The sequence below is a fragment of the Pseudomonas saliphila genome, from assembly GCF_008638345.1.
Classification (GTDB): Bacteria; Pseudomonadota; Gammaproteobacteria; order Pseudomonadales; family Pseudomonadaceae; genus Halopseudomonas; species Halopseudomonas saliphila.
This window is the reverse complement of sequence record NZ_VTVA01000008.1, coordinates 16,417-41,814: the sequence shown is the minus strand read 5'-3', so window position 1 is coordinate 41,814 and position 25,398 is coordinate 16,417. Positions and strand designations below refer to the sequence as shown.

Here is a 25,398-nt window from a genome sequence, read left to right as displayed (position 1 = left end):
CGCTTCCGTCGGAAGGCGCCGCTCTCCTGCGGGAGAGAGTCAGGCCGCCTGTCTGCCCTGCATCTGATCATCCATGTCCTCACCCGCCCCGAAACTGAATTTCGTAGCTTTGGAGCCATGCCATGTCCATTAAACTTGAAGATTATTTCGACCAGGAAACCTTCGACCGCATCAAAAAGTGCGCCGATCAGCATGAAACGCCCTTCCTGGTGGTTGACTTGAAAACCATTGATCGTGCCTATGATGAGCTGGTCGAAGGTTTTCCCTACGGCAATATCTACTACGCGGTGAAGGCCAATCCGTCGAACGAAGTGCTGACCCTGCTGAAGAACAAGGGCTCGAACTTCGATATCGCCTCTATTTACGAACTGGAAAAGGTCATGGCGCTGGGCGTCAAACCAGAACAGATCAGCTTCGGCAATACCATCAAGAAATCCCGTCATATTCGCGCCTTTTACGAAAAGGGCGTGCGCCTCTACGCCACCGATTCAGAGGCTGACCTGCGCAATATTGCCAAGGCCGCGCCGGGCTCCAAAGTCTATGTTCGAATTCTCACAGAGGGCTCCACCACTGCCGACTGGCCGCTCTCACGCAAGTTTGGTTGTCAGACCGACATGGCCATGGACCTGCTGGTGCTGGCCCGTGAACTGGGTCTGGAACCCTATGGTATTTCCTTCCATGTTGGCTCTCAGCAGCGCGATATTGGCGCCTGGGATGCCGCTATTGGCAAGGTGAAGGTGATCTTCGAGCGTCTGAAGGAAGAGGACGGCATTGTCCTGAAGATGATCAACATGGGCGGCGGCTTCCCGGCCAATTATCTCACCAAGACCAACACCCTCAAGGTGTATGCCGAAGAAATCACGCGGTTCCTGCACGAGGATTTCGGTGACGAATTGCCGGAGATCATTCTGGAGCCAGGCCGCTCCTTGATCGCCAACGCCGGCATCCTGGTCAGCGAAGTGGTGCTGGTGTCGCGCAAATCGCACACCGCGCTGGAGCGTTGGGTATACACCGACGTCGGCAAATTCTCGGGCCTGATCGAGACCATGGACGAATCGATCAAATTTCCGATCTGGACCGGCAAAACGGGTGAGCTGGAAGAAGCGGTTATCGCCGGACCTACCTGCGACAGCGCTGACATCATGTACGAGAACTACAAGTACGGCCTGCCGCTGAACCTCGCCATCGGCGACCGGATGTACTGGCTCTCCACCGGTGCTTACACCACCAGCTACAGCGCCATCGAGTTCAACGGCTTCCCGCCGCTGGAAGCGTTTTACGTCTGATTTTCGGGCCCGTCATCGCCACATGTAGCGGCGATGGCGGAAGCGCCGATCCCCGGGAGGTTCGAGCACCAGCTCGTACTAAAGCCCGCCTGCCCCTCGGAGCTGCTCCATTTCCACTCCATCGAGACCGATCGCGGCCTGTGCTCTGCGGTTCCTAGATGGAAACCGCTGCGAACCTAGCAGTCAACTTCATAGAATTAGGAAAGCTCTGCTCCTTAGAAGCAGAGCTCCTCCCTCAACTAAACTTCTGAATATTCGCCATCAACTCACGCAACGCCTCGATATTATCCTTCGGATGCACCGCATTCTCGAAGCTGCACAGCTGCTCGAAATTCGCCGCTACATCTTCCGGGCTATATCCTTCGTCGGGGTTAAAGCCGATACCCAGTGAACGCTCCCAGCGCACCTTGCCCATCCAGCCACCGCCCACCTCAAACAGGCTGGATGTTTCCTGACACTGCTCGGAACACAGGTACACCACCAGCGGGCTGACCAGCTCCGGCTTGAGCTTTTCGAACGCCCCAGGCGGGAACAGACCTTCGGTCATGCGCGTACCGCCAGTCGGGGCGATGGCGTTGACGAAGATGTTGTTCTTGCGGCCTTCGATGGCCAGGGTGCGGGTCAGACCGTAGAGGCCCAGTTTGGCCATACCGTAGTTGGCTTGTCCAAAGTTGCCGTAGATGCCGGACGTGGACGCAGTGAAGATGATCCGCCCGAAGTTGCTGTCCTTCATATACGGCCAAGCTGCGTGAGTGACCTTGTACGCGCCTTCAACGTGAACCCTGTAGACCAGATCCCAGTCAGCGTCGGTCATCTTGGCAAAGCTCTTGTCACGCAGGATGCCGGCGTTATTGACCACCACGTCGACACGGCCAAAGGTATCCATCGCGCACTGGACGATCTTGTCGCCGTCGATCACGTTGTCCGGGTTGGCTACCGCAGTGCCGCCGGCGGCCTTGATCTCTTCAACGACCTTCAACGCTGCCTCGCTGTTCGCGCCTTCACCCTGAGTGCTGCCACCCAGATCATTAACCACGACTTTGGCGCCATGCTTGGCGAACAACAGCGCGTGCGCACGACCAATACCGCCGCCGGCGCCGGTTACGATGACGACCTTGTCGTCAAAACGGATATCGCTCATGAAATGCTCCTATGTATACGGGCGTTGAAAAAAGGACTGCCAGTGTTAAACACTTGTTTCAATTCGCCAAGGGGCAGGGGTAACGTGAATAGCCCGGCATAAGCTGCTGAATATCGCTTCCAGGCTGCGCACTGACCGATCCCGCGCGATGCGCCTCCGCAACGCGCGAGTCAAAACGGAAGTACGTCGCAGAATCTGCGCTGCGCAAAAACTTAACATTGAAATCCGATCCAATGTTACTGCCGCCTATGCAGCGTGCCAGAGCAGCTGCGTGTATGCGCATCAATAGCTAACGGCCCGGGATTACAAAATGAAAAGACTTGTTCTATCAGCGCTCGGTGCTTGCGCTTTGGCCCTGGCGGGCATCGCCGCATGGGTCCATGCAGGGCCGCCTCTCCACGTGTCCGCCGCGTATCTCGCGGTTGAGCACAAACTGGCCGATCTCGAATCGCGCACAGTGGATATCCCCGGCTTCCGCATTGCTTACCTCGAAGGCGGCACGGGAGAGCCCCTGCTTCTGCTTCACGGTATGGGTGCCAATAAGGACGAGTGGAACAGGGTTGCCTACCACCTGACGTCCCAGTACCGGGTTATCGCCCTAGACCTCCCGGGGTTTGGCGACAGCGATAAACCGGCTGACGGCCGTTACTACACGCCCGATCAAGTTCGCTATCTGACCGACATCATCGAGGCGCTGGGCTTGGATAAGGTGCATCTCGGTGGTAACTCCATGGGTGGCCGCATTGCTACCGCCTACGCCGCGCGGTATCCCGACACAGTCAAGAGTCTATGGCTGCTGGCACCGTCGGGCGTAATGAGCGCCAAGCCAAGCGAAGTGATAAAACGTCTACAGCGCGGCGAGCAGCTGCCACTGGTCGTGAGTAATCGCGAAGACCTGGACCAATCACTCGAGCTGACCACCGAGCGAGCGCCTTACTACCCCGATCCCGTCAAGGATGCCTTTGCTCAAAGCGCCACTGAGAACTACAGGCTTCACAGCCGGATCATGGCAGAACTCAATCAAGAGGCGGCATCACAGCCTCTCGAACGCATCGCTGCGGGCTTGTCCGTCCCCACGCGTATCGTATGGGGCAAACAGGACAAGCTATTCCATCACTCCTCGGCTGAGGTTCTACGCGAACTTATCGACGGTAGTTCGGTCTTCCTGCTCCCCGACACAGGCCATTTGCCGATGATGGAAGCACCAGCCGAAGTGGCTGAAGACTACCGGAAGTTTCGGTCCAATTTGCCGTAGCGTAGTCACCATTGGTAGCTATAGACCAATAGCTAATCCCCTGAGCGTAGCTACTGAGGTATATGTTGGCCTTTACTATAAATCCAATAAAAATAACAAGGATCGGCCAAGTGAAGAACACAAGGAAGTATTGCCTGGTGGGTAGTCTGTTCTGCGGGATGCTGATCGCCCCGGCTTTGAATGCTGCAGAGCCTATACTGCTTGGGCTTAACACGCCCCGCTCTGGCGAGTACAAGCAGGAGGGTCTGATGCAGACCCGGGGTGCGCTCATGGCAGTGGATGAGATCAATCAGGCGGGAGGCGTCCTTCGACGTCCCCTGGCTTTATTGGAGCGCGATACAGCATCCAAGCCAGATCGAGCGGTCAACAATGTAAATGAACTGGCAGCCGAAGGCGCTCAAATGCTCTTCGGTGGCGCATCCAGTGCAGTAGCCGTCGCAGCCGGGAAACGCGCTCGCGATCTCGGCTTGTTGTATTTCGGCACCCTTACTTATTCGAACGACACGACGGGCAAGGATGCTCACCGGCACATGTTTCGCGAGAGTTACAACGCCTGGATGGCGTCCCGCGTACTGGGGCAGCAGTTGAACGAGCAGATGCCGGATAGTCGCTACTTCTACGTCACCGCCGACTACACCTGGGGCCATACTACTGAGAAATCCATGCGTCACTTCACCGGCACAGATGACGTTAGCGAACATGGTCGAACGCTGATTCCCTTCCCCAGCTCAATGCAGAAAGATCTCCGGGTGGCCATGCAGGCAGCGGTAGATGCCAAGCCGGACGTCCTGGTGCTGGTGCTGTTTGGCAATCAGATGGTGAAGGGCATGCGCATGGCTCACCAAATGGGCCTGACCACGTCGACGCAGGTAGTGGTGCCCAATCTGACCTTGAGCATGGTCGAACAGGCTGGGCCAGCGTTGATGGAAGGTGTGCTGGGCGCCTCCGCATGGACCTGGAATGTGCCTTATGTGTACAACCACCCCCGCGGGCAGGCTTTTGTTGAGCGCTTTGTCGAACTCTACCAGACCTATCCCTCCACCTCCGCCGCCTCGGCCTACAGCATCGTTTATCAGTGGGCAGATGCGGTAAAACGTACCGGCAGCCTGGATACCGAGCGACTGATCAGCGCGCTGGAAGGGCATGAATATCAGCTGCTAAAGGACGCTCAGACCTGGCGCGCTTTTGACCACCAGAATGTGCAGACGGTTTATGCGGTACGCATCAAGCCCCGCGCCGAGGTCATGCTTGACCCTCTGCGCAAGGATTATTTTGAATTGCTGGCGGATATGCCGGGTGAGCAGGCTGCGATGAGCAAAGAGCAGTGGATTACCGAGCGGCGTGCGCATAACCAGCCTGAGCAGTTGCGGTAAAGCAGCGCACGGTTTCCACGAACGCATGCTGCGTTCCCAACTGAGAATGGCCGCGCTGCCGGGCGCCGCTATTCTTCCCTGGGGGCGTATTTGTCTTTCATCAGATAAGCATAGGCAGTATTGAAGGCAACCTCCTGGTAGACCTTCAGGTCAGTTTCGCCATAGTCAATCTGTATCGGGTTGCGCTTCAATGATTCCTTGATATCGGTCGTGGACATGATTATCACGTCCAGATCGCTGATCAATTCGATGGCCGCTTCCAGCTTGAAACCGACCGCGCCGCCAGCAAATTTGCCCTTCATCGGTCGCTGCCGGATCACCACCCGGTCCACTTGGTAATCCTGCATCAACTTGGCGAAGGTCTGCTGAAAATAACGCAGCTCGCGTGTGCTGTTGATGTCTGTCAACGTCAGCCGCCGGGAGCGAAAACCAGGCAGCTCAAAGATTTCATCTGTCAGCGATAACAGACATACATTCACATCATTACTGTTGATTTCAACACCACACACTTTCATAGAGCACCCGGTTTGGCTAGACCGGCGCATTGTAGCGCAAAATTCCTGAGCATCAGGGGGATTGCAGCCAAATCGCCTCCGGACGTCAATTTTCGGTGCTGGAAACCTTGCTGCGGTTCTTGAGTGCTGGTTCTCTACTGTCTAAGATGGTCGGCTTTATTCCAGCTCAGGATCACCGCATGAACGATACGAAATCGCCACCTCCTTTACCGGATAGACTGTCGAGCAATCCCCGTAGCCCATATTATGTAGAAGAAATTTTCGAACATGATGTTGGCATTCGCTTGAACGGAAAAGAGCGTACCAACGTCGAGGAGTATTGCATCAGCGAAGGCTGGATAAAAACGCCTTCCCCTAAAGGGTTGGACCGCCGCGGACAGCCACTGCTGATCACGCTCAAGGGCACGGTTGAAGCCTTTTACAGCTAAACCAAAACCTCCAGTTACTATCTGTAAGACGTTTGGCTTATCTGAAAACCAGGAATTTAATTTTGACCAACAATGATATTTTACGCCGCTTACGCTATGCATTTGATTTAAAAGATAGTGCTGTGATCGACATAGTCGCCTTGGCCGATGTTGACGTGACCGAGGAGCAGGTGGCTGCCTGGTTAAAAAGAGAGGACGACGAAGGCTTTCTGAAGATGAGCGACAGGGAAATGGTGGCTTTCCTGAATGGGCTTATTAACTTCAAGCGAGGCAAGCGCGATGGAGCGCAACCACCGCTAGAAGAGCGTGTTAATAATAATATGGTATTGCAAAAACTGCGGATCGCTCTCAATTTGCAGGCTGAAGGCGTTTTACACATGTTGGAGTTAGCTGACTTCCGTTTGAGCAAACATGAGTTAAGTGCTTTTTTCCGCAAGCCCGGCAATAAGAACTATCGAGAGTGCAAGGATCAGGTCCTTCGCAAGTTTCTGCTAGGCATTCAACTTCAATTCAGACCTGGTGAGATCGATCCAGAGCTAGAATAGGACCGTCCAGCTCGACACCAATAAACCATCCATGGGAAGTGGCGTCAGGTCTTACCTTTTGAAACTGCCGCGACGACAAGCGTTAGCTGCCCAGGGAAGCCATGGACATCGAGTATAGAATCAACGCCCCCGTCACCACTGATCAATTCATAGATCTGCTGGTACGCTCCACGCTGGGAGAGCGGCGGCCTGTACAGGATCGTCAATGCATGGAAGGCATGATCTCAAACAGCAACCTGACCGTTACCGCTTGGGAGGGCGAAACGCTTGTCGGCATTGCTCGGTCTGTGACTGATTTCCACTATGCCTACTATCTGTCGGACCTTGCCGTGTGTAGGTCTCGTCAGGACCGGGGCATTGGCCGGCAGCTGCAAATTATCACGCAAAATCAGCTTGGCCCTCGGTGTAAGCTCATTCTTATCGCGGCTCCTTCTGCAAACAGCTATTACGAATACATCGGCTTTACCAATAATCCGCGCTGCTGGGTGCTTGAACGCGCTACACGGATCCGCGGTTAGGCAGTGAAGAAGCTGTTATTTAGCCTGGTTAGTACTGCAATTTCATTAGCAGAACCTGTGCGTTACGTTTTCTCGAGGTAGAGCGCATGATCACTGGTATCAACCACATCACCTTTTCGGTTCGGGACCTGAGCTCGTCGATTGAGTTCTACCGTGATCTATTGGGAATGAAGCTACACGTTTTCTGGGATGCTGGCGCTTATCTGACAGCGGGGGATACGTGGCTATGTTTGAGTCTGGGGCAGCCGGTGCCCGGCAAGGACGACTCACATGTCGCTTTCAGCGTCGGCGAAGAGGAGTTTGTGGTGCTGCAAGCTCTAAGCCAGGCCGGTGTTGAAGAATGGAAGCAGAATACCAGTGAGGGCGATTCTATCTATTTCCTCGACCCGGACGGGCATCGACTTGAGCTCCATTGCGGAACGTTGGCAAGCCGGCTGGCTGAGCTGGCGAGCTCGCCCTATAAGGGGCTGGTGTGGTGCTAAAGCCCTCCGCGCCATGACTACAAAAGCCAATGAGCTGGTCGGCGCGGCTATTCGCTTCTAAACTTGTCCCTAATTTTCTACCGTGCTTACTAACAGAATAACGGGAGAGCGGCCGTGAAAAAATTATTGCAGGTGGATTTCGATTTCGAAGGCCCGTTTGGTGATGAAATGGCAAGCAAGATGGCAGGCTTAGCTGAGTCAATCAATAATGAGCCGGGCCTTATTTGGAAAATCTGGACTGAAAGTGAAAAGAATAAATTAGGCGGAGGTATTTATCTATTTGAAGATGAGGTGACGGCTGATGCTTATTTGAAAATGCATTCGGCGCGCTTGCAAGAGATGGGAGTAAAGGACATTAGAGTACAGATCTTCGATGTAAACATTCCTCTAACGGCTATCAATAAAGGCCCTGTCGCCTAGTCAAGAATCGTAGTCATAAAAACGTTGATGGGATCGAGTCAGCAGTTCCTCCAGGCACCGCCCGATAGGTGGGCCAAGAGCAGGACAGGAGGTTCACTCTGAGCCAACCCTGAAACGGCTCTTTCTCGTGAGCGCGTTCGTGTCCATCTCTGCTGGATCCTTTTCGAGGCGACTTATGAAAAAGTGTATTGCAATAATGCTGGCTGGCTTATCTTTTATCGTTACGGCAGAGGATAAGCCTGCTGACTGCGGTAATGCTTTGACGACACTTGAGATTAATCAATGTGCAGCCATCGAATTAGAGCTGGCTCAGAGTGAACTAGCCAAATATCTCGAAGTGAGTTTTGAACACAATGCTAATGATCCTGAGTTGATCGAGTCCATTAAGGTTGCCCAACAAGATTGGCTGGAGTATATGTCATCTCATTGTGATTCTGTTTATACGAAATGGCGTGAAGGCACTATTCGAGATGTAATGGCTATTTCATGTAAAACGCAGCTGACGGAGCAGAGAACGCATGAGGTTTGGGCGAATTTCCTAACCTATATGGACAGTACGCCTCCAGTTCTGCCAGAGCCCAAAAAGTAGTCAATCAACGACACACGCATTCGTTAGGCTCGGCTGAAGGTTCTTTTTAACGAGGTCCGGCAGTGGAAACCTTGGTGGGGACAGGGTCAGGCGTCTCGCGCGCTGCCGTTACGCGCCAGACTGCGTTGCCAACGTCATCGGCCACCAGCAGACCTCCACGTCCATCCAGTAGCACTCCCACAGGCCGCCCGCGAGCGTTGCCGTCCGCATCCAGGAAGCCCGACAACACGACCTGCATTGGGCCGGTTGGGCGCCCGTCGGCGAAGGGTACAAAAACCACTTCATAGCCATTCAACGGCCGTCGGTTCCAGGAACCATGCAGGCCGACAAATGCGCCCGCACCAAACCCGGCCACGCCGCTGTTGTTGAATGCCAGCCCCAACGGCGCCACATGCGCCCCGAGTGCGAAATCAGGCGAGACGGCGCGAGCCACCAGCTCTGGTTGTTGGGGGCTTACGCGCTCATCGACGTGCTGGCCGAAATAGCTGTATGGCCAACCGTAGAAAGCGCCCCGGCGCACTGAGGTCAGGTAATCGGGCACCAGATCGCTGCCGAGTTCGTCGCGTTCGTTAACCACTGCCCACAGCGCACCGGTGTGCGGCTCCCAGTCCAGGCCCACCGGATTGCGTAGGCCTGAAGCGAATACCCGCGTCGCGCCGGTGGCAACATCGACCTCAAGTATCGCGGCGCGCATGTGCTCGACAGCCATGCCGTTTTCTCCGATGTTGCTGTTGGATCCGACGCCCACATATAGGTGGGCGCCATCGGCACTGGCGAGCAGGCTCTTGGTCCAGTGATGGTTCAGCTCGTCGCCCTTGCCGGGCAGGTCAATAACCTTGGCAGGCGTAGCGGTTATGGTTGTCTCGCCGCTCTGATAAGCCACTTTCACTAATGCATCGGCATTAGCCACGTACAACGTGTCCCCGACCAATGCCATGCCGAAGGGCGAATGCAGGCCCTGGAGAAATACACTGCGGAAGTCGGCCTTGCCGTCGCCATCGGTATCGCGCAACAGGGTGATGCGGTTGGCGCTCGGTACCGCGGCTCCGGCGCGTTTCATGACCCGTTTCATCATCCATCCCTTGATGCCGCCAATTCCGCTTTTCCCCGGTGGCGCGTTGGTCTCGGCGACCAGTACGTCGCCGTTCGGCAGCACGTAGAGCCAGCGCGGGTGGTCAAGACCCTGGGCAAAGGCCGTCACCTCCAGGTCTGCGGCTGGGGTCGGAGTAGCGCCCTCGGACCACCCGACCGCTGGGGCGATCTCGACGATGGGAATCAGGGTGGGGTTGGGCTGCGGCAACTGCGGATTAGTGCCGGCCCCGTCTTGCGGCGACAACCGCGCATGTCCTCCGCAGGCTGACAAGAGGCCAAGCAGAGAAAGCAGTACCAATGTGAATGCGGTTGTTCTCACGGTGACGCCCCCATTCAGTGGTGATCCAGTGGTCATCGCTCTCGGCCTCAACGAGATTGAGGGGCGAAGTTGTAACCAACCCTCGCTGAATGAAATATAGCAACGCTATGGGACGTTCGCAGACGCCTGGGCAATGGAGCGCCATTAAAATCATGGAGCAGCCTGGTTCGCAAGCCAACGACGATTGCGGAGGCGTAGAACCTCAATGAGTCTCTGCCCCATAAGGCTCGAACCCCGCGCCTGAGTTGATTGGGTTCAGATGAACATAAGGTCCGATCACGCAGTCTGAGAAGGGCCACTGACCGAACCGTCCATAATACTGCGTTACGGTATTACCAAGCGCAGTAAGGTCGCCTGCGGGCTTGAACGGCCATTTCGTAGTCCCTGGCTACCTAGAGTTTTTGTGAAATGGGGGGGTGGGGGGGTACGTTGCCAGCAAGAGGTACACACAGTTGATTTACTACATCGCAAAAGTCGCGGTAACCGCTGTGCTTGTGGTGCTGATTTCGGAAATATCCAAGCGCAGTTCATTTGTCGGGGCTGTTCTGGCATCAGTGCCTTTGACTTCCGTCCTGGCAATGCTCTGGCTTTACATTGACACGGGGGACGCTGGCAGGGTCACCGAGCTTGCAAGCAGCATATTTTGGCTGGTTCTGCCATCGCTGGCACTGTTTGTTGCGCTGCCGATTTTCCTGGCCCATGGGGTCAATTTCTACCTCAGCCTTGGGGTATCAATCGGTATCACCGCAATATGCTATTTGTTGATGGTAGTGGTTCTCCGTCACTATGGAATAGAGCTTTGAAGGTCTTTTTTTAATCGGCAACATGAACATCCTTTAGAGTTTGCCCACGTGCATTTGCCCGGAGAACAAAAATGAATGCGGATGGGACAGGATCACAACTAATACCCGCGCGGGCGCGCGAGCCAATCCCATTGACCGCACGCGAGTTGGATCAACAGTTCCCCGGTATTCTGGATGCGGTTTCACTTTTGGCAGGTGGTGCGAATGTCATCCTGCAATTGGCGCGCCCTGGGGTGGGCTATGGCGTGCTGGAAAGCCGCGTAGAAAGCGGGCAGATCTTTCGCCGTCCGCTCAAGCGCACGCGTACTACATTGACTTATCTCATCGTAGCGCTGGCCGGTACGGACGAGGAAAAACAGGCCTACCGGCAGGCCATTAATACAGTGCATGCGCAGGTTTATTCCACACCGCAATCACCCGTGCAGTACAACGGCTTTGATCATGACTTGCAGTTATGGGTGGCGGCTTGCCTTTACTGGGGGTTTGCTGACACCTGGCGTCTGTTGCGCGGGGAGCCCGATCCGGTATCGGCTGGCATCTTCTATCAGCGTGCCGCTGCATTGGGTACCACGCTCCAGGTTTCGCCGGAGCGGTGGCCGTCCGATCTCACGGCTTTTCAGACCTATTGGCAGCTAGAGCTGGCGCGCATCCACATCGACCCGCCGGTGCGTGCCTATCTAACCGACATCGCAGAGTTGAAGTTCCTTCCAGCTGTATTCAGTCTAAGTTTGGGGCCGTTAAATCGTTTCCTTACTGCCGGCTTTCTTCCGCCTAAGGTGCGTGAGGAAATGCATTTTACTTGGGGAGCAAAGCAGCAAAAAAGATTTGATCTGCTCATCTCGGCTGTCGCATTCGTAAACCGTTGCCTGCCGAGGGTTATTCGGCAACTGCCTTTCCTCGTTGTGCTGTGGGACTTTCGCAGACGCCTGCGCAACGGAGCGCCGTTGCTATGACGGAGGAGTCAGCAACGGATGCTGTTTTGGGGGCGCCCATCGCTCTGCATTACGTTCGTCATCCGCGCGGGTAAGCAGGCTGGAACTCTCGGAACCTGACGCTAGACTCCAAATAATGAGACTGCTCACGTGGATGATTGTCGTCCGTGCGATGCTTCCAGCATGGCGCTATAAGCGCCCATGAGGCTGTTTGCGGACGATTTGGTGGCGCAGTCTTCACGCTTACTAGCGCGGCTGCGAGGTGTGATGCGATATGAGTACCCCAGCGAAGAATACAATTTGCCTCTGGTTCAACCGCGATGCCGAAGACGCGGCACGGTTTTACGCCAATACCTTTCCTGACTCTTCCGTAGAAGCTGTTCACCGTGCACCGGGCGACTTTCCGTCGGGTAAGGAAGGTGACGTTTTGACCGTTGAATTCAGCGTCATGGGCATTCCGTGCCTTGGGCTCAACGGCGGGCCTGCGTTCACGCACAGCGAAGCATTCTCGTTTCAGGTTGCGACGAGCGATCAAGCCGAGACAGATCAGTATTGGAACGCAATCGTCGATAATGGCGGTCAGGAGAGTGACTGCGGTTGGTGTAAAGACAAATGGGGGATTTCCTGGCAGATCACTCCGGTCGCCTTGATGCAAGCGATCACCCATTCAGATCAGGCGGCAGCCAAGCGTGCATTCGATGCAATGATGACGATGCAAAAGATTGATATAGCTAGGATCGAACAAGCATGCCGTGGCTGAGGCGCATGTTCAGAGGAGAATGCCATGACAGAGTCGGCAACACCCAGAATCGTTGGCAGTGATGAGTGGGAGCGGGCCCGTGCTGAACTGCTGGACCGCGAGAAGGCGCACACGCGCGCCGGCGACGGACTGGCAGCCGCTCGACGGCGCCTGCCGATGATGCGAATGGAGCCGGTAGAGGTCGTGGGGCCGGACGGCTCCATCTCCCTGCACGATGTCTTCGCCGGCCGGCGCATGTTGCTCGTGTACCACTTCATGTGGAACGAGGGTGCGCCTCACGATAAGCAGTGTGAAGGATGCACGCACAGCCAAGCCGCGATGAACGCCGCCGTCCGCGCCTATCTGGCCGAGCGCGACGTGCACTACGTCGTCTTCAGCAGCGGTCCCTGGAACGAGATTGTCGCTTACCGGGATTTCATGGGATGGACGACGCCGTGGTACTCGACCGCCGATTCGGCAGATGTGCTGGCGACCCGAAATGGGGGTGACCTTCGCTGCTACCTGCGCACAGACGATGAGGTGTTCAAAACCTATGAAACGAAGTGGCGGGGCATTGAGGCCATGCTGCCCACTCTGCAGTTGCTCGACCTTACTCCGTACGGCAGACAGGAAGCGTGGGAGGACTCGCCCGCCGGCTGGCCACAAGACGACGAGGCTGGATCGTGGTGGCGGCGTGATGGCCGCCCCGTTGCGCAATGGACGCGCACCGACGCCACAGTAGAATAGGGTTACACATCGCTGCGGCGTCGGGCCCCTATGGAGAGTACATGTCAGACATCAAGTTCACGAAGGATGAAAAGGCAGTCATCATTCATAAGATACAGCGTTACTTCACGGAAGAGCTTAGGCAGGAAATTGGACAATTTGACGCTGAGTTCTTGCTCGACTTCTTCTCCGGTGAGGTCGGATCATATTTTTATAATCGTGGGCTATCCGACGCTCAGACCATTCTGTCCAGTAAGCTCGAAGACTTGTCCGATGCGATCTATGAGCTTGAGCGCCCAACGGAGTTTCGGAAATAAGCCTAGCAATGCTGCTTGAGCGGGTGGAGGAGAGGAGAAGGGCCGACAGGGCCCGCCACACGCGAGTGAAATACATTGGCGGACCGGATGGTCACGCTGTGACTTGAGACCTGTTAAAGGGCATGGCCGCCTAAAGTGTAAGGTTAATCCGCCGATACTACGGATGCTGGTATTAAACGGACTTAGCCCGCGTGGGCTCCAGCTTTCCCGAGTGCACCATCGCTGGAGTTGACCATGTTCAATCTGTTCCGAAATCTAGGCTTTCGCTGGAAACTGACACTGCCGCTGGGTTTGCTGGTGGCGCTATTCTGCGCGCTGGGTGGCGTTTCGTTCATCGCTGTGCAAGATCTCACCGCTCGCCTGCAACTATTTTCCTCTGACCTGCTGCCGCAGGCGACCAACCTGCTTGAAGCCGACCGTGACCTGTATCAGGCGCTGGTGGCCGAGCGCACGCTGGTGCAGCTTGCAGGGAATGGCAGTCAGCCGGGGCTGGAAGCCGAGCATCGAGACAATATGCAGCAGGCCTTCGACCGCGTGAACGTCTTCGCCAGCAAGACCGACTCGACGCACGGCAAGGCGCTGGCGGACAGGTTTGCCCAAGCTTTCGACGCCTGGAAGCGTGGTAGTGAAGAGGTGGCCATCCTGGCGCGCAGCACATCCTTCGCAGATAACCAGCGGGCTCATGAGCTGAGCTTTGGTATCTCATACGAGCGCTTCAGCGCGGCGCGCGAGTTGATCGATCAGATGACCCAGCAGGTCGACAGCCAGTCGGCGGCTGAAGTCGTAGCAGCCGAAGCAGCCGTTGCGCGTGATACCGGGATCTTCACTACGGTTGCGCTGGTCGGGTTGCTGATCTGCGCGCTGCTGATCGCCTTCCTGCCGGGTCTTATTCTCAAGCCATTGCTGGCCATCCTCGGGCGCATTCGCGATATCGCTGATGGCGAAGGCGATTTGACCAAGCGTGTCGACGTCACCTCCACGGACGAGATTGGCCAGCTCGGGCAGAGCGTTAACATGTTCCTCGAACAGCTGCAGACGCTGATCCAGCAGGTGGCCGATTCGACCATGCAGGTCGCATCAGCCTCGCAGCAAATGAGCACCATAGCCGTGACCCAGCAGCAGCTGGTGAACGAACAATACATGGCGATTGATCAGGTCAGCACCGCAGCCACGGAAATGAGTGCGGCCATTCACGAAGTCTCAGGCAACGCCCACAATACAGCCGAAGCCGCCCGTCAGGCGGACAAGCAGGGGCATGCCGCATCGGAACTGGTCGGGAACACCATGGGGGCGCTGCGCAGACTGGCCGGAGATGTGACCGAGGCCGCAGGCGTGATCAACCGGCTTGAGCAGGATAGCGAGCGGATCGGCGGCGTGCTGAGCGTAATCCAGGCAATTGCTGAACAGACCAATCTGCTGGCGCTGAATGCCGCGATTGAGGCGGCCCGTGCAGGCGAGCAAGGTCGTGGATTTGCGGTGGTGGCCGATGAGGTGCGCGCACTCGCCGGTCGCACGCAAGCCTCCACGCAGGACATCCAGAAAATGATAGAAAGCCTGCAGGCTGGCAGTGCCCAGGCAGTCAGCGTGATGCAGCGCAGTGCAGCAGTGGCAGCCGAGAGTGTGGAGCAGGCGGCAGGTACCGAGCGCGCGCTGGGCGACACGGCTCAGGCGGTGTTACAGATTAACGACATGGCTACGCAGATCGCCGCGGCCTGTGAAGAGCAGAGCCAGACCACCGAAGAAATCGCCCGCAACATTAGCGGCATCCGCGATCTATCGAATCAGGCTGCACATAGCTCAGAAGAGAGCCGCGGCGCGAGCGAGTCTCTGGCGCGCCTGGCAGAGGGGCTGCAACAACAGGTAGGGCGGTTCAGAACCTGATCGCACCCGTGGGATGAGCTGCACATTTTTCGAACCGGGTGGGTATAGATCCCGCTGCTATAATCGATTAACCAGTCCAGTCAGCCAGGGGGTGAGAAGATTATGATGGAAGCAGATGGTAGCCCTAAGGCCGATTCAAACCGTAGAACAAGCCCTGCGGCCTTCTTCCGTGGATTCCTACGCGAGCCGAGTCAGGTAGGCTCGGTTATCCCCAGTTCGCGATTTTTGGAGCAACGGATCGTCGATGCGTCGGGCCTTTCTACGGCCAAGCGGGTGGTTGAGCTAGGGCCGGGTACCGGCGGCACCACGCGGACGTTTCTCCGGCACCTTGGTCAGGATGCGCAGCTGCTTTCAATCGAATTAAGTCCTTACTTCCACGAACTGCTTGGCGAGATCGCCGACCCGCGCTTCACCAATCACTTGGGCAGAGCTGAGGATCTCGCTGCGATCCTGGCGTTGCACGATATGGAGCAACCGGATGTGATTATCTCCGGCATCCCCTTCTCGAAAATGCCGAAAGCTGTGGCTACCCGCGTGGCGCAGGCGGTGAAGGCGAGCCTGGCTGAGAATGGGCGTTTCATTGCCTATCAGTTTTGCCGGGATGTAGCCTGGATTACCGACCCGATCATGGGGGCGCCATCCAGTTGTAAGCTGGAACTGCGTAATTTCCCGCCGATGCGGGTTTATAGCTGGTTCAAGACTGCGGATGGTTGAGCCGAAGGCCAGAGCAGCTCCGGATTGGAGCGTATTCTGGGTGCGGTGGAGGCTCAGAGCCTTTGTTCCAGATAATCAATCAACTCGGCGACACAGTGCATGCGGGCATAATCCTGGTCCGGAATATTCACGCCCAACCGTTTGTGCACCGCTGCCGCCAGGTTCAGCGCATCCATGGAATCCAGGTCGTATTCGTCCTGTAGATTGGCGCTGTCGTCGAAGGATGTCAGGTCTATATCCGGTGCAATACCGGACAGTTCTTCCAGTACCACCTTGCGCAGTTCATCTCGATTCACAGTGCCTCCGGTTGCTGTAGCAGTTGTTCAATCTCATTGAGGAAGAGGCCGCCGAGGTGTCCATCACAGACGCGGTGATCTGCCGCCAGAGTGATATCCACCGCCAGTCGCACGGCGACGCCGTCATCCACCGCCAGCGGTTGCCGGCGTGGGCGGCCAATACCGATCATGGCGACCTGCGGCGGGTAGATGACGCCATACACGGTGTCCACGCCGCGATCCCCAAGGGCGGTGACGGTGGCGGTGCCGCCGACCATCTCGGAGACGCGCAGACCGCCGCCGCGGGCGCGGCGCACCAGATCGCGAAGCTGGTGCATCAGTTCCGGCAGGGTCAAGGTATCGGCGTCCAGAATGGCCGGGGCCACCAGGCCGCCGCCTCGCAGGCGCACGGCCATGCCGAGGTTGACCTGGGACGCGGCGGTGAAGCCGTCTTCAGCATAGTGGCCGTTGAGTTCGGAATAGCGGGCCAGAGCCATTGCGCTGGCCTTCATGAACAGCGCCGATAGCAGCAGCCGGTTCTCCGGCGGCTGGTGTTCGTTGTAGTCGGTGAGCCATTGCTCGGCGGCATGCAGGTCCACGGTGTTGGCCAGGTAGTAATGGGGTATCTCGCGCTTGGAGCGGCTCATGGCGGCGGCGATGGCACCGCGCATCTTTCCGTAGTCAAAGCCTGCTTCCGGGCGGGATACCGGTCTGGTGGGCTGGGCGCCTTGCAGATCGCGGAGGACGACGGCGCCGCCCGGGCCAGTGCCATGCAGCTCCGCCAGTGCAATGCCGGCCTCCCGCGCTTTGCGGCGCGCGGCGGGGGAGGCCGTCACCCGGCCTCCTGCTTCGGACGTGATGGCGGCCGGCGGCGAGGGCGAAGCCGGTTGCGCGCGCGGTATTTGCGGTTGGTCAGGTTGGCCTTTGGGTGTGGTACTGGCGGCCTGCGCCACGATAGGTTCCTTTGCCAGGGTGGTTTCAGGCGTGGCTCCCGGTTCGGTTTTGGTTTCAGTCGGCGGCGTCGGTTCCTCTTTCCCTGCGCCTTCGTGCTCCTGCTTGCCGACATTGCTGCCATCGCCGATCCGGGCCAGTGGCGTGCCGACATCCACGCTTGTACCTTCTTCCACGTACAGCTCCTCGAGCACGCCGTCCTCGAACACCTCGACGTCGAGTACCGCTTTGGAGGTTTCCACTGCAGCGATGACCTGGCTTTTCTTCACCCGATCACCGGGTTTTACCTTCCATTCGACCAGCTTGGCGCTGTCCATGTCGTCGCCCATCGAGGGCATGATGAAATCGCTCACGGTGCTTCTCCGAGCGTCCGCTTCGCGGCGGCGACAATGTCCTCCACGCTGGGCAGGGCGGCCTGCTCCATGTGTTTTGCGTAGGGCACCGGCACCTCGGCGCTGCACACTCGGGCCGGCGGTGCGTCCAGTTCCCAGAATGCCTGCTCGGTAAGGATCGCCACCAGCTCGCCGGCCAGGCTGCCGGTTTTCCAGCCTTCGTCGACGATGACCGCGCGCCGGGTGCGGCTCACCGATTCGAGCAAGGTGTCAGTGTCCAACGGCCGCAGCACGCGCAGATCAATGACTTCTGCTTGGATGCCCTCGGCGGCCAACTGCTCGGCGGCCTTCAGCGTTTTGTACAGGCAGCCGCCGTAGGTGATCAGGCTGATGTCCGTTCCGGGCCGGCGAATAGCGGCTTTATCGATATTCACGCCCTGCGCTTGCGGGGTCAGTTCGGCCTTGTGGTTGTAGAGCATGACATGCTCAAAGATCAACACCGGGTTAGGGTCCTGCAATGTCGCCCAGAGCATGTAGCGGGCATCTTCCACGGTGGCTGGTGCCAGCACGCGCAGGCCGGGCACGTGGGCATACCAGTTCTCCAGGCTGTGAGAGTGTTGTGCCCCCACCTGGCGACCGGCTCCGGTGGCCATGCGAATCACCACCGGCACATTGAACTGGCCGCCGGACATGTGCAGTAAAGCGGAGGCGTTATTCACGATCTGGTCGATGGCCAGCAGGCTGAAGTTTACCGTCATGATTTCGATCACCGGTCGCATGCCGCCCAATGCGGCGCCCAGACCGGCCCCGGTGAAGCCGTTCTCCGCCAGCGGGGTATCGATGATGCGTTCGGCACCGAATTGCCCGAACAGGTCACGGGTGACAGCATAACAGCCACCGTAACGGCCGATGTCCTCGCCCATCAGGAAAACCCGATCATCATGTTCCAGAGCTTCCTCGAGCCCGCGATGAAAGGCTTCGCGCAGGGTGGTTTCCGTAGCCTCGGTCTCCGGCGCCGGGGGCGGTGCCAGTGGCTCGGGTAGCGGCTGGATGAGATGTTCAAATAGCGTGTCTGGAGTCTCCCACTCCGCCGCGTCGGCGAACTGAACAGCGTGCTCGATTTCCTCGGCGATCTCCGCCTCCATGGCCTTGCGCTGCTCTGCGTCGATCAGCTTGGCCTGGGCCATCCAGTCGGCCAGTCGGTCGATGGGATCTTTCTTCTTCCATTCATCCACCTCAGCCTGATCCCGATACAGCTGGGGATCGAACATGGAGTGCGCGCGGAAACGATAGGTCTCGCATTCAATCAGGTGCGGACCCTTGCCTGCACGGGCGGCTGCCATGGCCTTGCGCGCTGCCGCTTCCACCTGGACCACACTCATGCCGTCAACCCGTTCGGCGGGCACGCCAATGGCTTCGGCCTTGCGGAAAATCTCCGGTTGAGCGTGTTCCACCGCGATGGGTGTGCCCATCGCGTAGTAATTGTTCTCGCAGACAAACACCACCGGCAGTTGCCAGAGAGCAGCCAGGTTCAGGGATTCGTAAAAGACACCTTCCGAGGCGGCGCCGTCGCCGAAGAAACACACCGTGGCCCGGTTGCTGCCGCGCATCTTTTCCGCCAGCGCCAGGCCAACGGCAAGGGGGATGCCGCCGCCGACGATGGCATTGCCGCCATAGAAGCGGTTGTCGGCATCGAACAGATGCATGGAGCCGCCCCGGCCCATGGCGCAGCCGGAGACCTTGCCGTACATCTCTGCCATCACCTGCTGCATGGTCAGCCCCTTGAGCAGGGCATGACCATGTTCGCGGTAGGCAGCCACCACCGCTTCGTCGTCGGCGATATTGAACATGGCGCCAGCGGCTACCGCTTCCTGGCCGATGCAGACATGCAGAAAGCCGCGAATCTTCTCCTGCGTATACAGCTCCACGCAGCGCTCCTCGGAGCGACGCACGCGCAGCATGTCGCGCAACAGTGCCAGCGCATGCTCCCTGGTCAGCCGAGGTTTGCCCGCAGCGTTTGCCTCGTTCATGGTCTGCTCCTGGTGTCGGTGCTGATCATTCGCCGGTACCTTCCAGCGTGGAGGTGTCGCCTTCGGGCAGCCCCAGTTCCCGTGCGCGCAACAGGCGGCGCATGATCTTGCCGCTGCGGGTGCGCGGCAGCTCATCGCGGAAGGCGATATCGCGTGGCGCCACCGCTGGGCCCAGGCGTTTGCGAGCCAGCGCCATGAGCTCTTTGCGCAGCGCCTCGTCCGGGTGGTATCCCGGCTTGAGTGAGACGAAGGCCTTCACCGATTCACCGGCCACTTCGTCGGGCACCCCGATCACGCCGACCTCGGCCACCGCTGGGTGCTCGAGCAGCACGCTTTCTACCTCGAAGGGTCCTATAAGATGCCCGGAAGACTTGATCACGTCATCGTTGCGGCCGATAAACCAGAAGTAGCCATCGGCATCCCGGCGCGCCAGGTCCCCGGTCAGATACCAGTCGCCAACAAAGCAGCTGCGGTACTTTTCCTCCTGATGCAGGTAGCCGCGGAACATGGACGGCCAGCCTTTTTTCAGCACCAGTTCGCCGGTTTCGTTGGGCTCATCAATCAGTTCGATTCCGTCTTCGGTCCGGCGCGCCACGGCGGCCTCGACACCGGGAATGGGCTTGCCCATGGAGCCGGGGCGGACCTCCAGAGCGGCGTAGTTGCTGATCATGATGCCGCCGGTCTCGCTCTGCCACCAGTTGTCATGGAAGGGCCGGCCCAGCACTTTTTGCCCCCAGATGACCGCTTCGGGATTGAGCGGCTCGCCGACGCTGGCCATGAAACGCAGCGAGGACAGGTCATGGGCTCGGGGCAGTTCCGGCCCCAGCTTGATCAGCATGCGGATCGCCGTGGGTGCGGTGTACCAGAGCGCCACTTTCTGGTTCTGGATGATCCGGTACCAGCGCTCGGCGTCGAATTCTGCCTCGTCCACCACCATGGTCACGCCGTTGGTCAGCGGGGCGATGATGCCGTAAGACGTGCCGGTGACCCAGCCGGGGTCTGCCGTACACCAATAGATTTCCCCCGGATGCATATCCAGTACATAGCGGCCGGTCATGTGATGGGTGACCACGGCGGCATGCACATGTAAAACGCCCTTGGGCTTGCCGGTGGTACCGCTGGTGAAATGCATCAAGGCGGGCGCCTCTGGATCCATGGCGCGGGTGGCATAGTCGCCGCTGGCAGCGTCCATCAATGCCGCCGCATCCAGCGTGCCCTCGGGCGCTTCGTCGAGTTCATCGATCAGCAGCACATGGCGCACCGAGGGTTTGTCGACCACCCAGTCGGCGACCTTCTTCTGGTACAGCCGTTTGCTGGTGACCAGCACCGCCGGCTCGCCGATCTCCACCCGCTGGCGGACCGGCTCGGGGCCGAAGGCGGGAAACAGCGGCGTGAATACGCAACCATGTTTGAGGGTGCCGAGTACCGCCGCGTAGAGGTCGGGAATGCGGTGGGACAGACCATAGACCCGCTCGCCGGGCTTAACGCCCAGATCCTGCAGCACATTGGCAAAGCGATTGGCGCGCTGGTTCAGTGCTCGGTAGCTGATATCCACCGGAGTCTCGCTGTCTCGCGCCAGAAAGCGAATAGCGGTGCGCTCTGCCGCGTCCGTGTGCATGTGCTTGTCGAGGGCCTCGAAGGCGATATTGAGCTGGCCATTGCCCATCCATGCCAGCTCCCGGCGCGCCCGATCCCAGGAGAAATCGCGGCAGAACTGTTCGTAGTCCGGAAGATTAGCCGACATTGTTTGCGTCCCCTGTGGTTTCCCTTCGCCGCCTGGATTGACCTGTCAGGACAATGCCTCTGGCCAATCCCGTCAGCCGCGTCGCTGACGGGTAATGAGTTCTTTCAGCATAGATCAAGGAAGGAGGTGGAGCTGAGCCGTCCGGACGGTAGGAAAGTAGTCGAGGCTCAATCAGGGGCAGGTGGTCATTGGAGTCAGATGAAGATACTTGTCCACTGCGTCAGGGGGCAGTGTAGTGAGCTTTGAGGGCGGAGCATGGGCACCCGACGATCAGTCGGCTGCCCACTAGCTTCTTTTTGATACTTACTTGGACTCGTGCTCATAGTAGGAGTTGAAGACCGCGTGGTTGTCGCGGGTTTCAGGCAAGGTATACACAACGCCATTGGTGCCGGTAAACGCTGGAATCACGACGCTGTCGAAGAAACCCGGTGGGACATTGATGCACCCGTAGGAAATCCGTTTGTCGTCAATACGCGGTGAGGCCAAGCGTTCGGCGCGACGCTCCCTGACGTTGCCAGTGACGACTCGGTGCAGCGAGATTGCTGCATCGTAGTCTATCCAGAGAATATCTTTACCCGCGAGGTTGCGCCCCAGCGATGCCACAAACCGACCGGCTGGTGTGGTGCGCTCCTCTGGCAACATGCTTGACAGCCTGCGCTCGCCGATACCGGGCACCGTGTCATCCCCTACAGCCAGACCTAGCAGCGCCGACGCAGCGCCACTTAGTTGTCCTTTGGCGTCGAACATCAACACCTTGGCTTGTGCCTTGTCCACAATCATGAAGGGCATGCCTTGATTATCGCCGGAATCAACCACCCAGTTCGCTGCTTTACGTGCGGGCTCGGAGACCTTTTCGTCCTTGAAATCGGCCTGTTTGCGCGTTGGCGTTGGCGTTGGCGCTTTGCCTGCTGCCGTCGGGCCTCCTTGCTGCCAAACGACAGGTTGGCCCAGCGAACTTGTTTGCCAGTCGTCTGCCCAGGCCGGGTGGTAGATGGCGACTCCCGCCATTACCACCAGCCCCATGCAGACTTTCTTCGCACGACCGTCACGGCCGTGCGCGGCAACCGCCTTGCTGATCCCCTCCCTGTTCATGAACCGGCTCAGTTGCGATCCTGCCGTGGTGCAAAGACCGGTGGCACATAGATCGGCTTAGGCTGTTCTTCCACTATAACGACCGGGTCAGCTGGCAGCTCGGTCAACTGTGCTACCTGCAAGTTTATCCCTGGAGCTTCAGTAACGTGGTTCACGCCAGGGCCCGGAGGTGCTGGTGGGGAGCCGACTGGCTGGTTGATGACACCAGCGATGGTCTCCTTTGATGGAGCCTCGGTGGTCAAACTTGGATCTACCGGATCTACCGGATCTACCGGATCTACAGGGTCAACTGGGTCTACCGGCGGATCGACGGGATCGACCGGAGGAACTACTTGAGTGATCAGTAGTTGACCGTCGACATAGTTGATATCGTAGTTGTCCGGATCAAAGGTGCCTGGAACCGCGTCACTCGGGGTGATGGCATAGGGGCTATCATCAACCGTGGCCGTCGCTACCGTCCCGTCGCTGTTCAGGGTGACACCACCAATGGTCTCGTTCCTCACCAGGCCTACCGAGGTAAAGGCGGAGGTGCCGAGAACCAGAGTCTCACCGAAGACCTTGGTGGCGTTATCGGCCGTTATGGTCAAGGTTCTCGGGGTAATATCCGCCCGGGTGACATAGCTGCCTAATGCCGTGCCGAAAGGGGCAAATAGATCAAAGACCGCATCGGAAAACGTACTTTCGTAGGTGATCAGCTTTTCAATGCCAACATCCTTGGTATCGAATTGCGCGTTAGTGACGGCGCCCAGGGTGACGGGCGGCGGCGTATTGGTGATATCAACTTCAAGCCCACTGACTGTTGCATCGCGCAGACCGTCATAAACCTTGTTGTCGCCCTGCCCGAATACCCAGGCTTTGGCGTCCAAAACTCCGCCGCCGGTCAGGTTGAGACCGTAGGCAATAATTTCAGCATCGGTCGTAGCGTAGCTTACCGGGTTGAAGCGAATGCTTAGATCGCCTGTGCCAATGGTGATGCAATTGCTGCCGCAGGTGATCAGCACGGTGCCGGCGTCAACGCCAGGCCCAGTTCCGTCGTTGTCGGCGCGCAAAATGACATCGCCAGTGGTGACCGTCATGGCTGCGTTCAGGTTAACGTTCTGGCCAGCAACGGCAGTGAGGTCACCAGTGGTGATGGTCGTGGCCGCATTCAGGGTGACGTCGTTGCCGGCGATAAAGCTCAGACTGCCCGTGGTGGTGGTGATGTCAGCGTTGACATTGATGTCGCGCCCGGCGTTTGCCATCAGGCTACCGTCGGTTCCGGTGATATCGGCACCCAGGCTTACGTTAATGTCACGATCGGCATTAAGGGTCAGAGTCGTCGGTGCTAGCCAGGTCACAGCGCTCATGATTGTGATGTCGCCGTTGCCGCTACCGCTGGCACCGGTGTTCTCGGTTGTCACGGTGATATCGCTGCCGCCAAGAGCCGTGACCAGGTCATTCACATTGATATTGGATGCGTTGACGCCGGAATCGGGGGCGAACACATTGTTAGTTTCAGTAGCACCCGAAGTGGCTGCGCTGGAAATAGTGATATCCGCCGGATCAAGCAGCCACATGCCGAACTGACCATTCTCTGCGCTGGTATTGACCTTGATGCCTGACACATCCAGCCAACCGCCGGAGGTTTCGATCAGGCCACCGTTGCCTGACTCGGCGCCGCCGCGGGCGGTGATGGTGCCGTAGGCGCGGGTTGATTCATTGCCCCAGATCACCACGGTACCGCCATCGCCGGTAGTGATGGCGTCAGCGTTGATGCTGGAGTCCGCGCTCATATAGGCTGCTTTGGCATTTTCCACGGCCGGATCCTTGCCCTGGTAGCCACCGCCGAGCAGCACGGTACCGCCGCCAGCGTCACCGGATGCATTTATTTTCGCGTCAACCAAACCGACATGACGAGCTGTCGCCGTAATGTTACCGCCGGTTTCTCCTGCGCCGTTACCAGACACATCTAGAATGCCGCCCAGATTGACGGTGCCGCTGTGCATATCGCCAAGCAGGGTAATGGTGCCATTGCGGTTTTCGATGCTTTGGGCACGGACCACGCCGGTGTTATTCACAGAGGATTGGAACAGATCGCCCGCCGAACGGGCTGTCATCAATACCTTGCCGCCATCGGCCTGGATCATCCCGCCATTCTGAACCAGCGCTTCTACTGAGCCCTGGTCAATGGCGACATTGAGCAAGCCGTCGCCGGCCACGTCGAGGGTGATGGCGTCGCCTGCCGCCAATGCTACGGTACCCAGATTGGCCTGAATAACGCCCTGGTTGCTGACGTTAGCGCCGAGCAGCGCAACATAGCCGCCGTCGGCATTGATCGTGCCCTGGTTGACGACGCTGCCGTCACTGGTGCCGGTGAAGACGTAGTCGCCTGCCATGAAATCGCTGTCGGAAATATTCAGCGTCGAGGCGACCAGGCCGCCGACATTCACTGCAGCACTTTGACCAAAGAGCACGCCATTGGGGTTGATCAGAAATACCTTACCGTTGGCATCCAGCTTGCCCAGGATGCTTGAAGGGTCGGAACCCAACACCCGGTTGAGCGCAACGGCGCTGCTGTTAGGCTGGACGAACTTCACTGCCTCGCCCTGGCCGATACTGAAGCCCTGCCAGTTGATGCTGACATTTTGCGACGTTTGATTAATGGTCATGTTGCCTGCACCGCTTTCGATGCTGGCAGCGCCCGCGGCAACTGAACCATCAACCGGCAGGGCATAGACATTGAACCCGGCAGCCAGCATGACTGAAGCGGCAAGCGATTTGAGAGCAAAGCCGACAGTTCGGCTCATGCTGATGCGACGTGCGCCAGCATTCTTCTTGCCGCCGGCCTTGGCGTGTTCCGAGGCGGCGACATAGGTGCCGGTCTTGGCGTTCCAGATCGACTGGTAAATAGCATTCATGG

The 25,398-nt window shown here is 58.1% G+C and carries 24 protein-coding genes and 2 pseudogenes; 17 read left to right on the top strand and 9 right to left on the bottom strand.

Features of this window, described 5'->3' with window-relative positions:
- Nucleotides 1-122 precede the first annotated feature (122 nt).
- On the top strand, nucleotides 123-1,286 hold the full coding sequence (locus FHK95_RS10485; RefSeq protein WP_150304569.1) for a type III PLP-dependent enzyme: 1,164 nt from the start codon (nucleotides 123-125) through the stop codon (nucleotides 1,284-1,286).
- A gap of 235 nt (nucleotides 1,287-1,521) precedes the next feature.
- Here the strand turns inward: FHK95_RS10485 and FHK95_RS10480 are convergent, their stop codons facing one another.
- Entirely contained in the window at nucleotides 1,522-2,427 is a 906-nt protein-coding gene (locus FHK95_RS10480) for an SDR family oxidoreductase (protein WP_150304568.1), read from the bottom strand.
- Between the two features lie 310 nt (nucleotides 2,428-2,737).
- Here FHK95_RS10480 and FHK95_RS10475 point away from each other — a divergent pair, with 310 nt between their 5' ends.
- Nucleotides 2,738-3,682, top strand: coding sequence for an alpha/beta fold hydrolase (locus FHK95_RS10475; RefSeq protein WP_150304567.1), 945 nt, complete (start codon nucleotides 2,738-2,740; stop codon nucleotides 3,680-3,682).
- 158 nt (nucleotides 3,683-3,840) lie between these two features.
- Entirely contained in the window at nucleotides 3,841-5,055 is a 1,215-nt protein-coding gene (locus FHK95_RS10470) for an ABC transporter substrate-binding protein (RefSeq protein ID WP_150304708.1), read from the top strand.
- A 68-nt stretch (nucleotides 5,056-5,123) separates the two neighbouring features.
- Here FHK95_RS10470 and FHK95_RS10465 read toward each other — a convergent pair whose 3' ends face one another.
- A complete protein-coding gene (locus FHK95_RS10465) occupies nucleotides 5,124-5,570 on the bottom strand; it encodes a DUF3010 family protein (RefSeq protein ID WP_150304566.1) in 447 nt (148 codons plus the stop codon).
- 179 nt (nucleotides 5,571-5,749) lie between these two features.
- On the opposite strand from FHK95_RS10465, the gene FHK95_RS10460 reads away from it, so the two are divergent.
- The 6 genes from FHK95_RS10460 (at nucleotide 5,750) to FHK95_RS10435 (ending at nucleotide 8,552) form a co-directional block, all read left to right on the top strand.
- Entirely contained in the window at nucleotides 5,750-5,998 is a 249-nt protein-coding gene (locus FHK95_RS10460; protein WP_150304565.1) for a DUF3297 family protein, read from the top strand.
- 62 nt (nucleotides 5,999-6,060) lie between these two features.
- Complete coding sequence (locus FHK95_RS10455; protein ID WP_150304564.1) at nucleotides 6,061-6,543, top strand: YehS family protein; 483 nt, start codon at nucleotides 6,061-6,063, stop codon at nucleotides 6,541-6,543.
- A 209-nt stretch (nucleotides 6,544-6,752) separates the two neighbouring features.
- Nucleotides 6,753-7,061 carry a GNAT family N-acetyltransferase gene (locus FHK95_RS10450; protein WP_235906765.1) on the top strand — a complete coding sequence of 103 codons (309 nt, stop codon included), beginning with the start codon at nucleotides 6,753-6,755 and terminating at the stop codon, nucleotides 7,059-7,061.
- An 86-nt stretch (nucleotides 7,062-7,147) separates the two neighbouring features.
- Nucleotides 7,148-7,543, top strand: a complete 396-nt coding sequence (gene fos / locus FHK95_RS10445) for a fosfomycin resistance glutathione transferase (protein ID WP_150304562.1) — start codon at nucleotides 7,148-7,150, stop codon at nucleotides 7,541-7,543.
- Nucleotides 7,544-7,657: 114 nt separating this feature from the next.
- Entirely contained in the window at nucleotides 7,658-7,963 is a 306-nt protein-coding gene (locus tag FHK95_RS10440; RefSeq protein ID WP_150304561.1) for a monooxygenase, read from the top strand.
- A gap of 175 nt (nucleotides 7,964-8,138) precedes the next feature.
- Nucleotides 8,139-8,552 (top strand): lysozyme inhibitor LprI family protein, encoded by a 414-nt coding sequence (locus FHK95_RS10435; protein WP_150304560.1) that lies wholly within the window; start codon nucleotides 8,139-8,141, stop codon nucleotides 8,550-8,552.
- Between the two features lie 46 nt (nucleotides 8,553-8,598).
- Here the strand turns inward: FHK95_RS10435 and FHK95_RS10430 are convergent, their stop codons facing one another.
- On the bottom strand, nucleotides 8,599-9,999 hold the full coding sequence (locus FHK95_RS10430) for a PQQ-dependent sugar dehydrogenase (RefSeq protein ID WP_150304559.1): 1,401 nt from the start codon (nucleotides 9,997-9,999) through the stop codon (nucleotides 8,599-8,601).
- A gap of 416 nt (nucleotides 10,000-10,415) precedes the next feature.
- Between FHK95_RS10430 and FHK95_RS10425 the strand changes: the two genes are divergently transcribed.
- The 8 genes and pseudogenes from FHK95_RS10425 to FHK95_RS10395 all read left to right on the top strand — a co-directional run bounded on the left by FHK95_RS10425 (nucleotide 10,416) and on the right by FHK95_RS10395 (nucleotide 16,075).
- On the top strand, nucleotides 10,416-10,766 hold the full coding sequence (locus FHK95_RS10425) for a DUF3147 family protein (protein WP_150304558.1): 351 nt from the start codon (nucleotides 10,416-10,418) through the stop codon (nucleotides 10,764-10,766).
- Between the two features lie 71 nt (nucleotides 10,767-10,837).
- On the top strand, nucleotides 10,838-11,719 hold the full coding sequence (locus FHK95_RS10420; protein ID WP_150304557.1) for an oxygenase MpaB family protein: 882 nt from the start codon (nucleotides 10,838-10,840) through the stop codon (nucleotides 11,717-11,719).
- Nucleotides 11,720-11,972: 253 nt separating this feature from the next.
- Nucleotides 11,973-12,458 carry a VOC family protein gene (locus FHK95_RS10415; RefSeq protein ID WP_150304556.1) on the top strand — a complete coding sequence of 162 codons (486 nt, stop codon included), beginning with the start codon at nucleotides 11,973-11,975 and terminating at the stop codon, nucleotides 12,456-12,458.
- A gap of 24 nt (nucleotides 12,459-12,482) precedes the next feature.
- Nucleotides 12,483-13,184 carry a DUF899 family protein gene (locus FHK95_RS10410; protein ID WP_150304555.1) on the top strand — a complete coding sequence of 234 codons (702 nt, stop codon included), beginning with the start codon at nucleotides 12,483-12,485 and terminating at the stop codon, nucleotides 13,182-13,184.
- A gap of 41 nt (nucleotides 13,185-13,225) precedes the next feature.
- Complete coding sequence (locus FHK95_RS10405; RefSeq protein ID WP_150304554.1) at nucleotides 13,226-13,480, top strand: DUF2164 domain-containing protein; 255 nt, start codon at nucleotides 13,226-13,228, stop codon at nucleotides 13,478-13,480.
- 234 nt (nucleotides 13,481-13,714) lie between these two features.
- A pseudogene (locus FHK95_RS20460) lies at nucleotides 13,715-14,503 on the top strand (HAMP domain-containing protein); the annotation flags it as partial.
- 318 nt (nucleotides 14,504-14,821) lie between these two features.
- Nucleotides 14,822-15,361, top strand: a pseudogene (locus FHK95_RS20455) (methyl-accepting chemotaxis protein); the annotation flags it as partial.
- A 102-nt stretch (nucleotides 15,362-15,463) separates the two neighbouring features.
- Nucleotides 15,464-16,075: a class I SAM-dependent methyltransferase gene (locus FHK95_RS10395; protein WP_206668561.1), complete on the top strand. Its 612-nt coding sequence runs from the start codon at nucleotides 15,464-15,466 to the stop codon at nucleotides 16,073-16,075.
- Nucleotides 16,076-16,128: 53 nt separating this feature from the next.
- Here the strand turns inward: FHK95_RS10395 and FHK95_RS10390 are convergent, their stop codons facing one another.
- The 6 genes from FHK95_RS10390 to FHK95_RS10365 form a co-directional block, all read right to left on the bottom strand.
- Nucleotides 16,129-16,371, bottom strand: coding sequence for an acyl carrier protein (locus FHK95_RS10390; protein ID WP_150304552.1), 243 nt, complete (start codon nucleotides 16,369-16,371; stop codon nucleotides 16,129-16,131).
- Nucleotides 16,368-17,654 (bottom strand): dihydrolipoamide acetyltransferase family protein, encoded by a 1,287-nt coding sequence (locus FHK95_RS10385; RefSeq protein ID WP_150304551.1) that lies wholly within the window; start codon nucleotides 17,652-17,654, stop codon nucleotides 16,368-16,370. Before FHK95_RS10385 ends, FHK95_RS10390 begins: the two co-directional genes overlap by 4 nt.
- Nucleotides 17,651-19,663, bottom strand: coding sequence for a pyruvate dehydrogenase (acetyl-transferring) E1 component subunit alpha (gene pdhA / locus FHK95_RS20255; protein ID WP_150304550.1), 2,013 nt, complete (start codon nucleotides 19,661-19,663; stop codon nucleotides 17,651-17,653). The genes FHK95_RS10385 and pdhA overlap by 4 nt, the downstream gene beginning before the upstream one ends.
- 25 nt (nucleotides 19,664-19,688) lie before the next feature.
- The gene (gene acsA, locus FHK95_RS10375) at nucleotides 19,689-21,407 is read right to left on the bottom strand and encodes an acetate--CoA ligase (protein WP_150304549.1); all 1,719 of its coding nucleotides are present in this window, start codon (nucleotides 21,405-21,407) and stop codon (nucleotides 19,689-19,691) included.
- Between the two features lie 303 nt (nucleotides 21,408-21,710).
- Nucleotides 21,711-22,499: a hypothetical protein gene (locus FHK95_RS20250; RefSeq protein ID WP_235906764.1), complete on the bottom strand. Its 789-nt coding sequence runs from the start codon at nucleotides 22,497-22,499 to the stop codon at nucleotides 21,711-21,713.
- Nucleotides 22,500-22,507: 8 nt separating this feature from the next.
- Nucleotides 22,508-25,396, bottom strand: a complete 2,889-nt coding sequence (locus FHK95_RS10365) for a two-partner secretion domain-containing protein (protein WP_150304548.1) — start codon at nucleotides 25,394-25,396, stop codon at nucleotides 22,508-22,510.
- Nucleotides 25,397-25,398 lie beyond the last annotated feature (2 nt).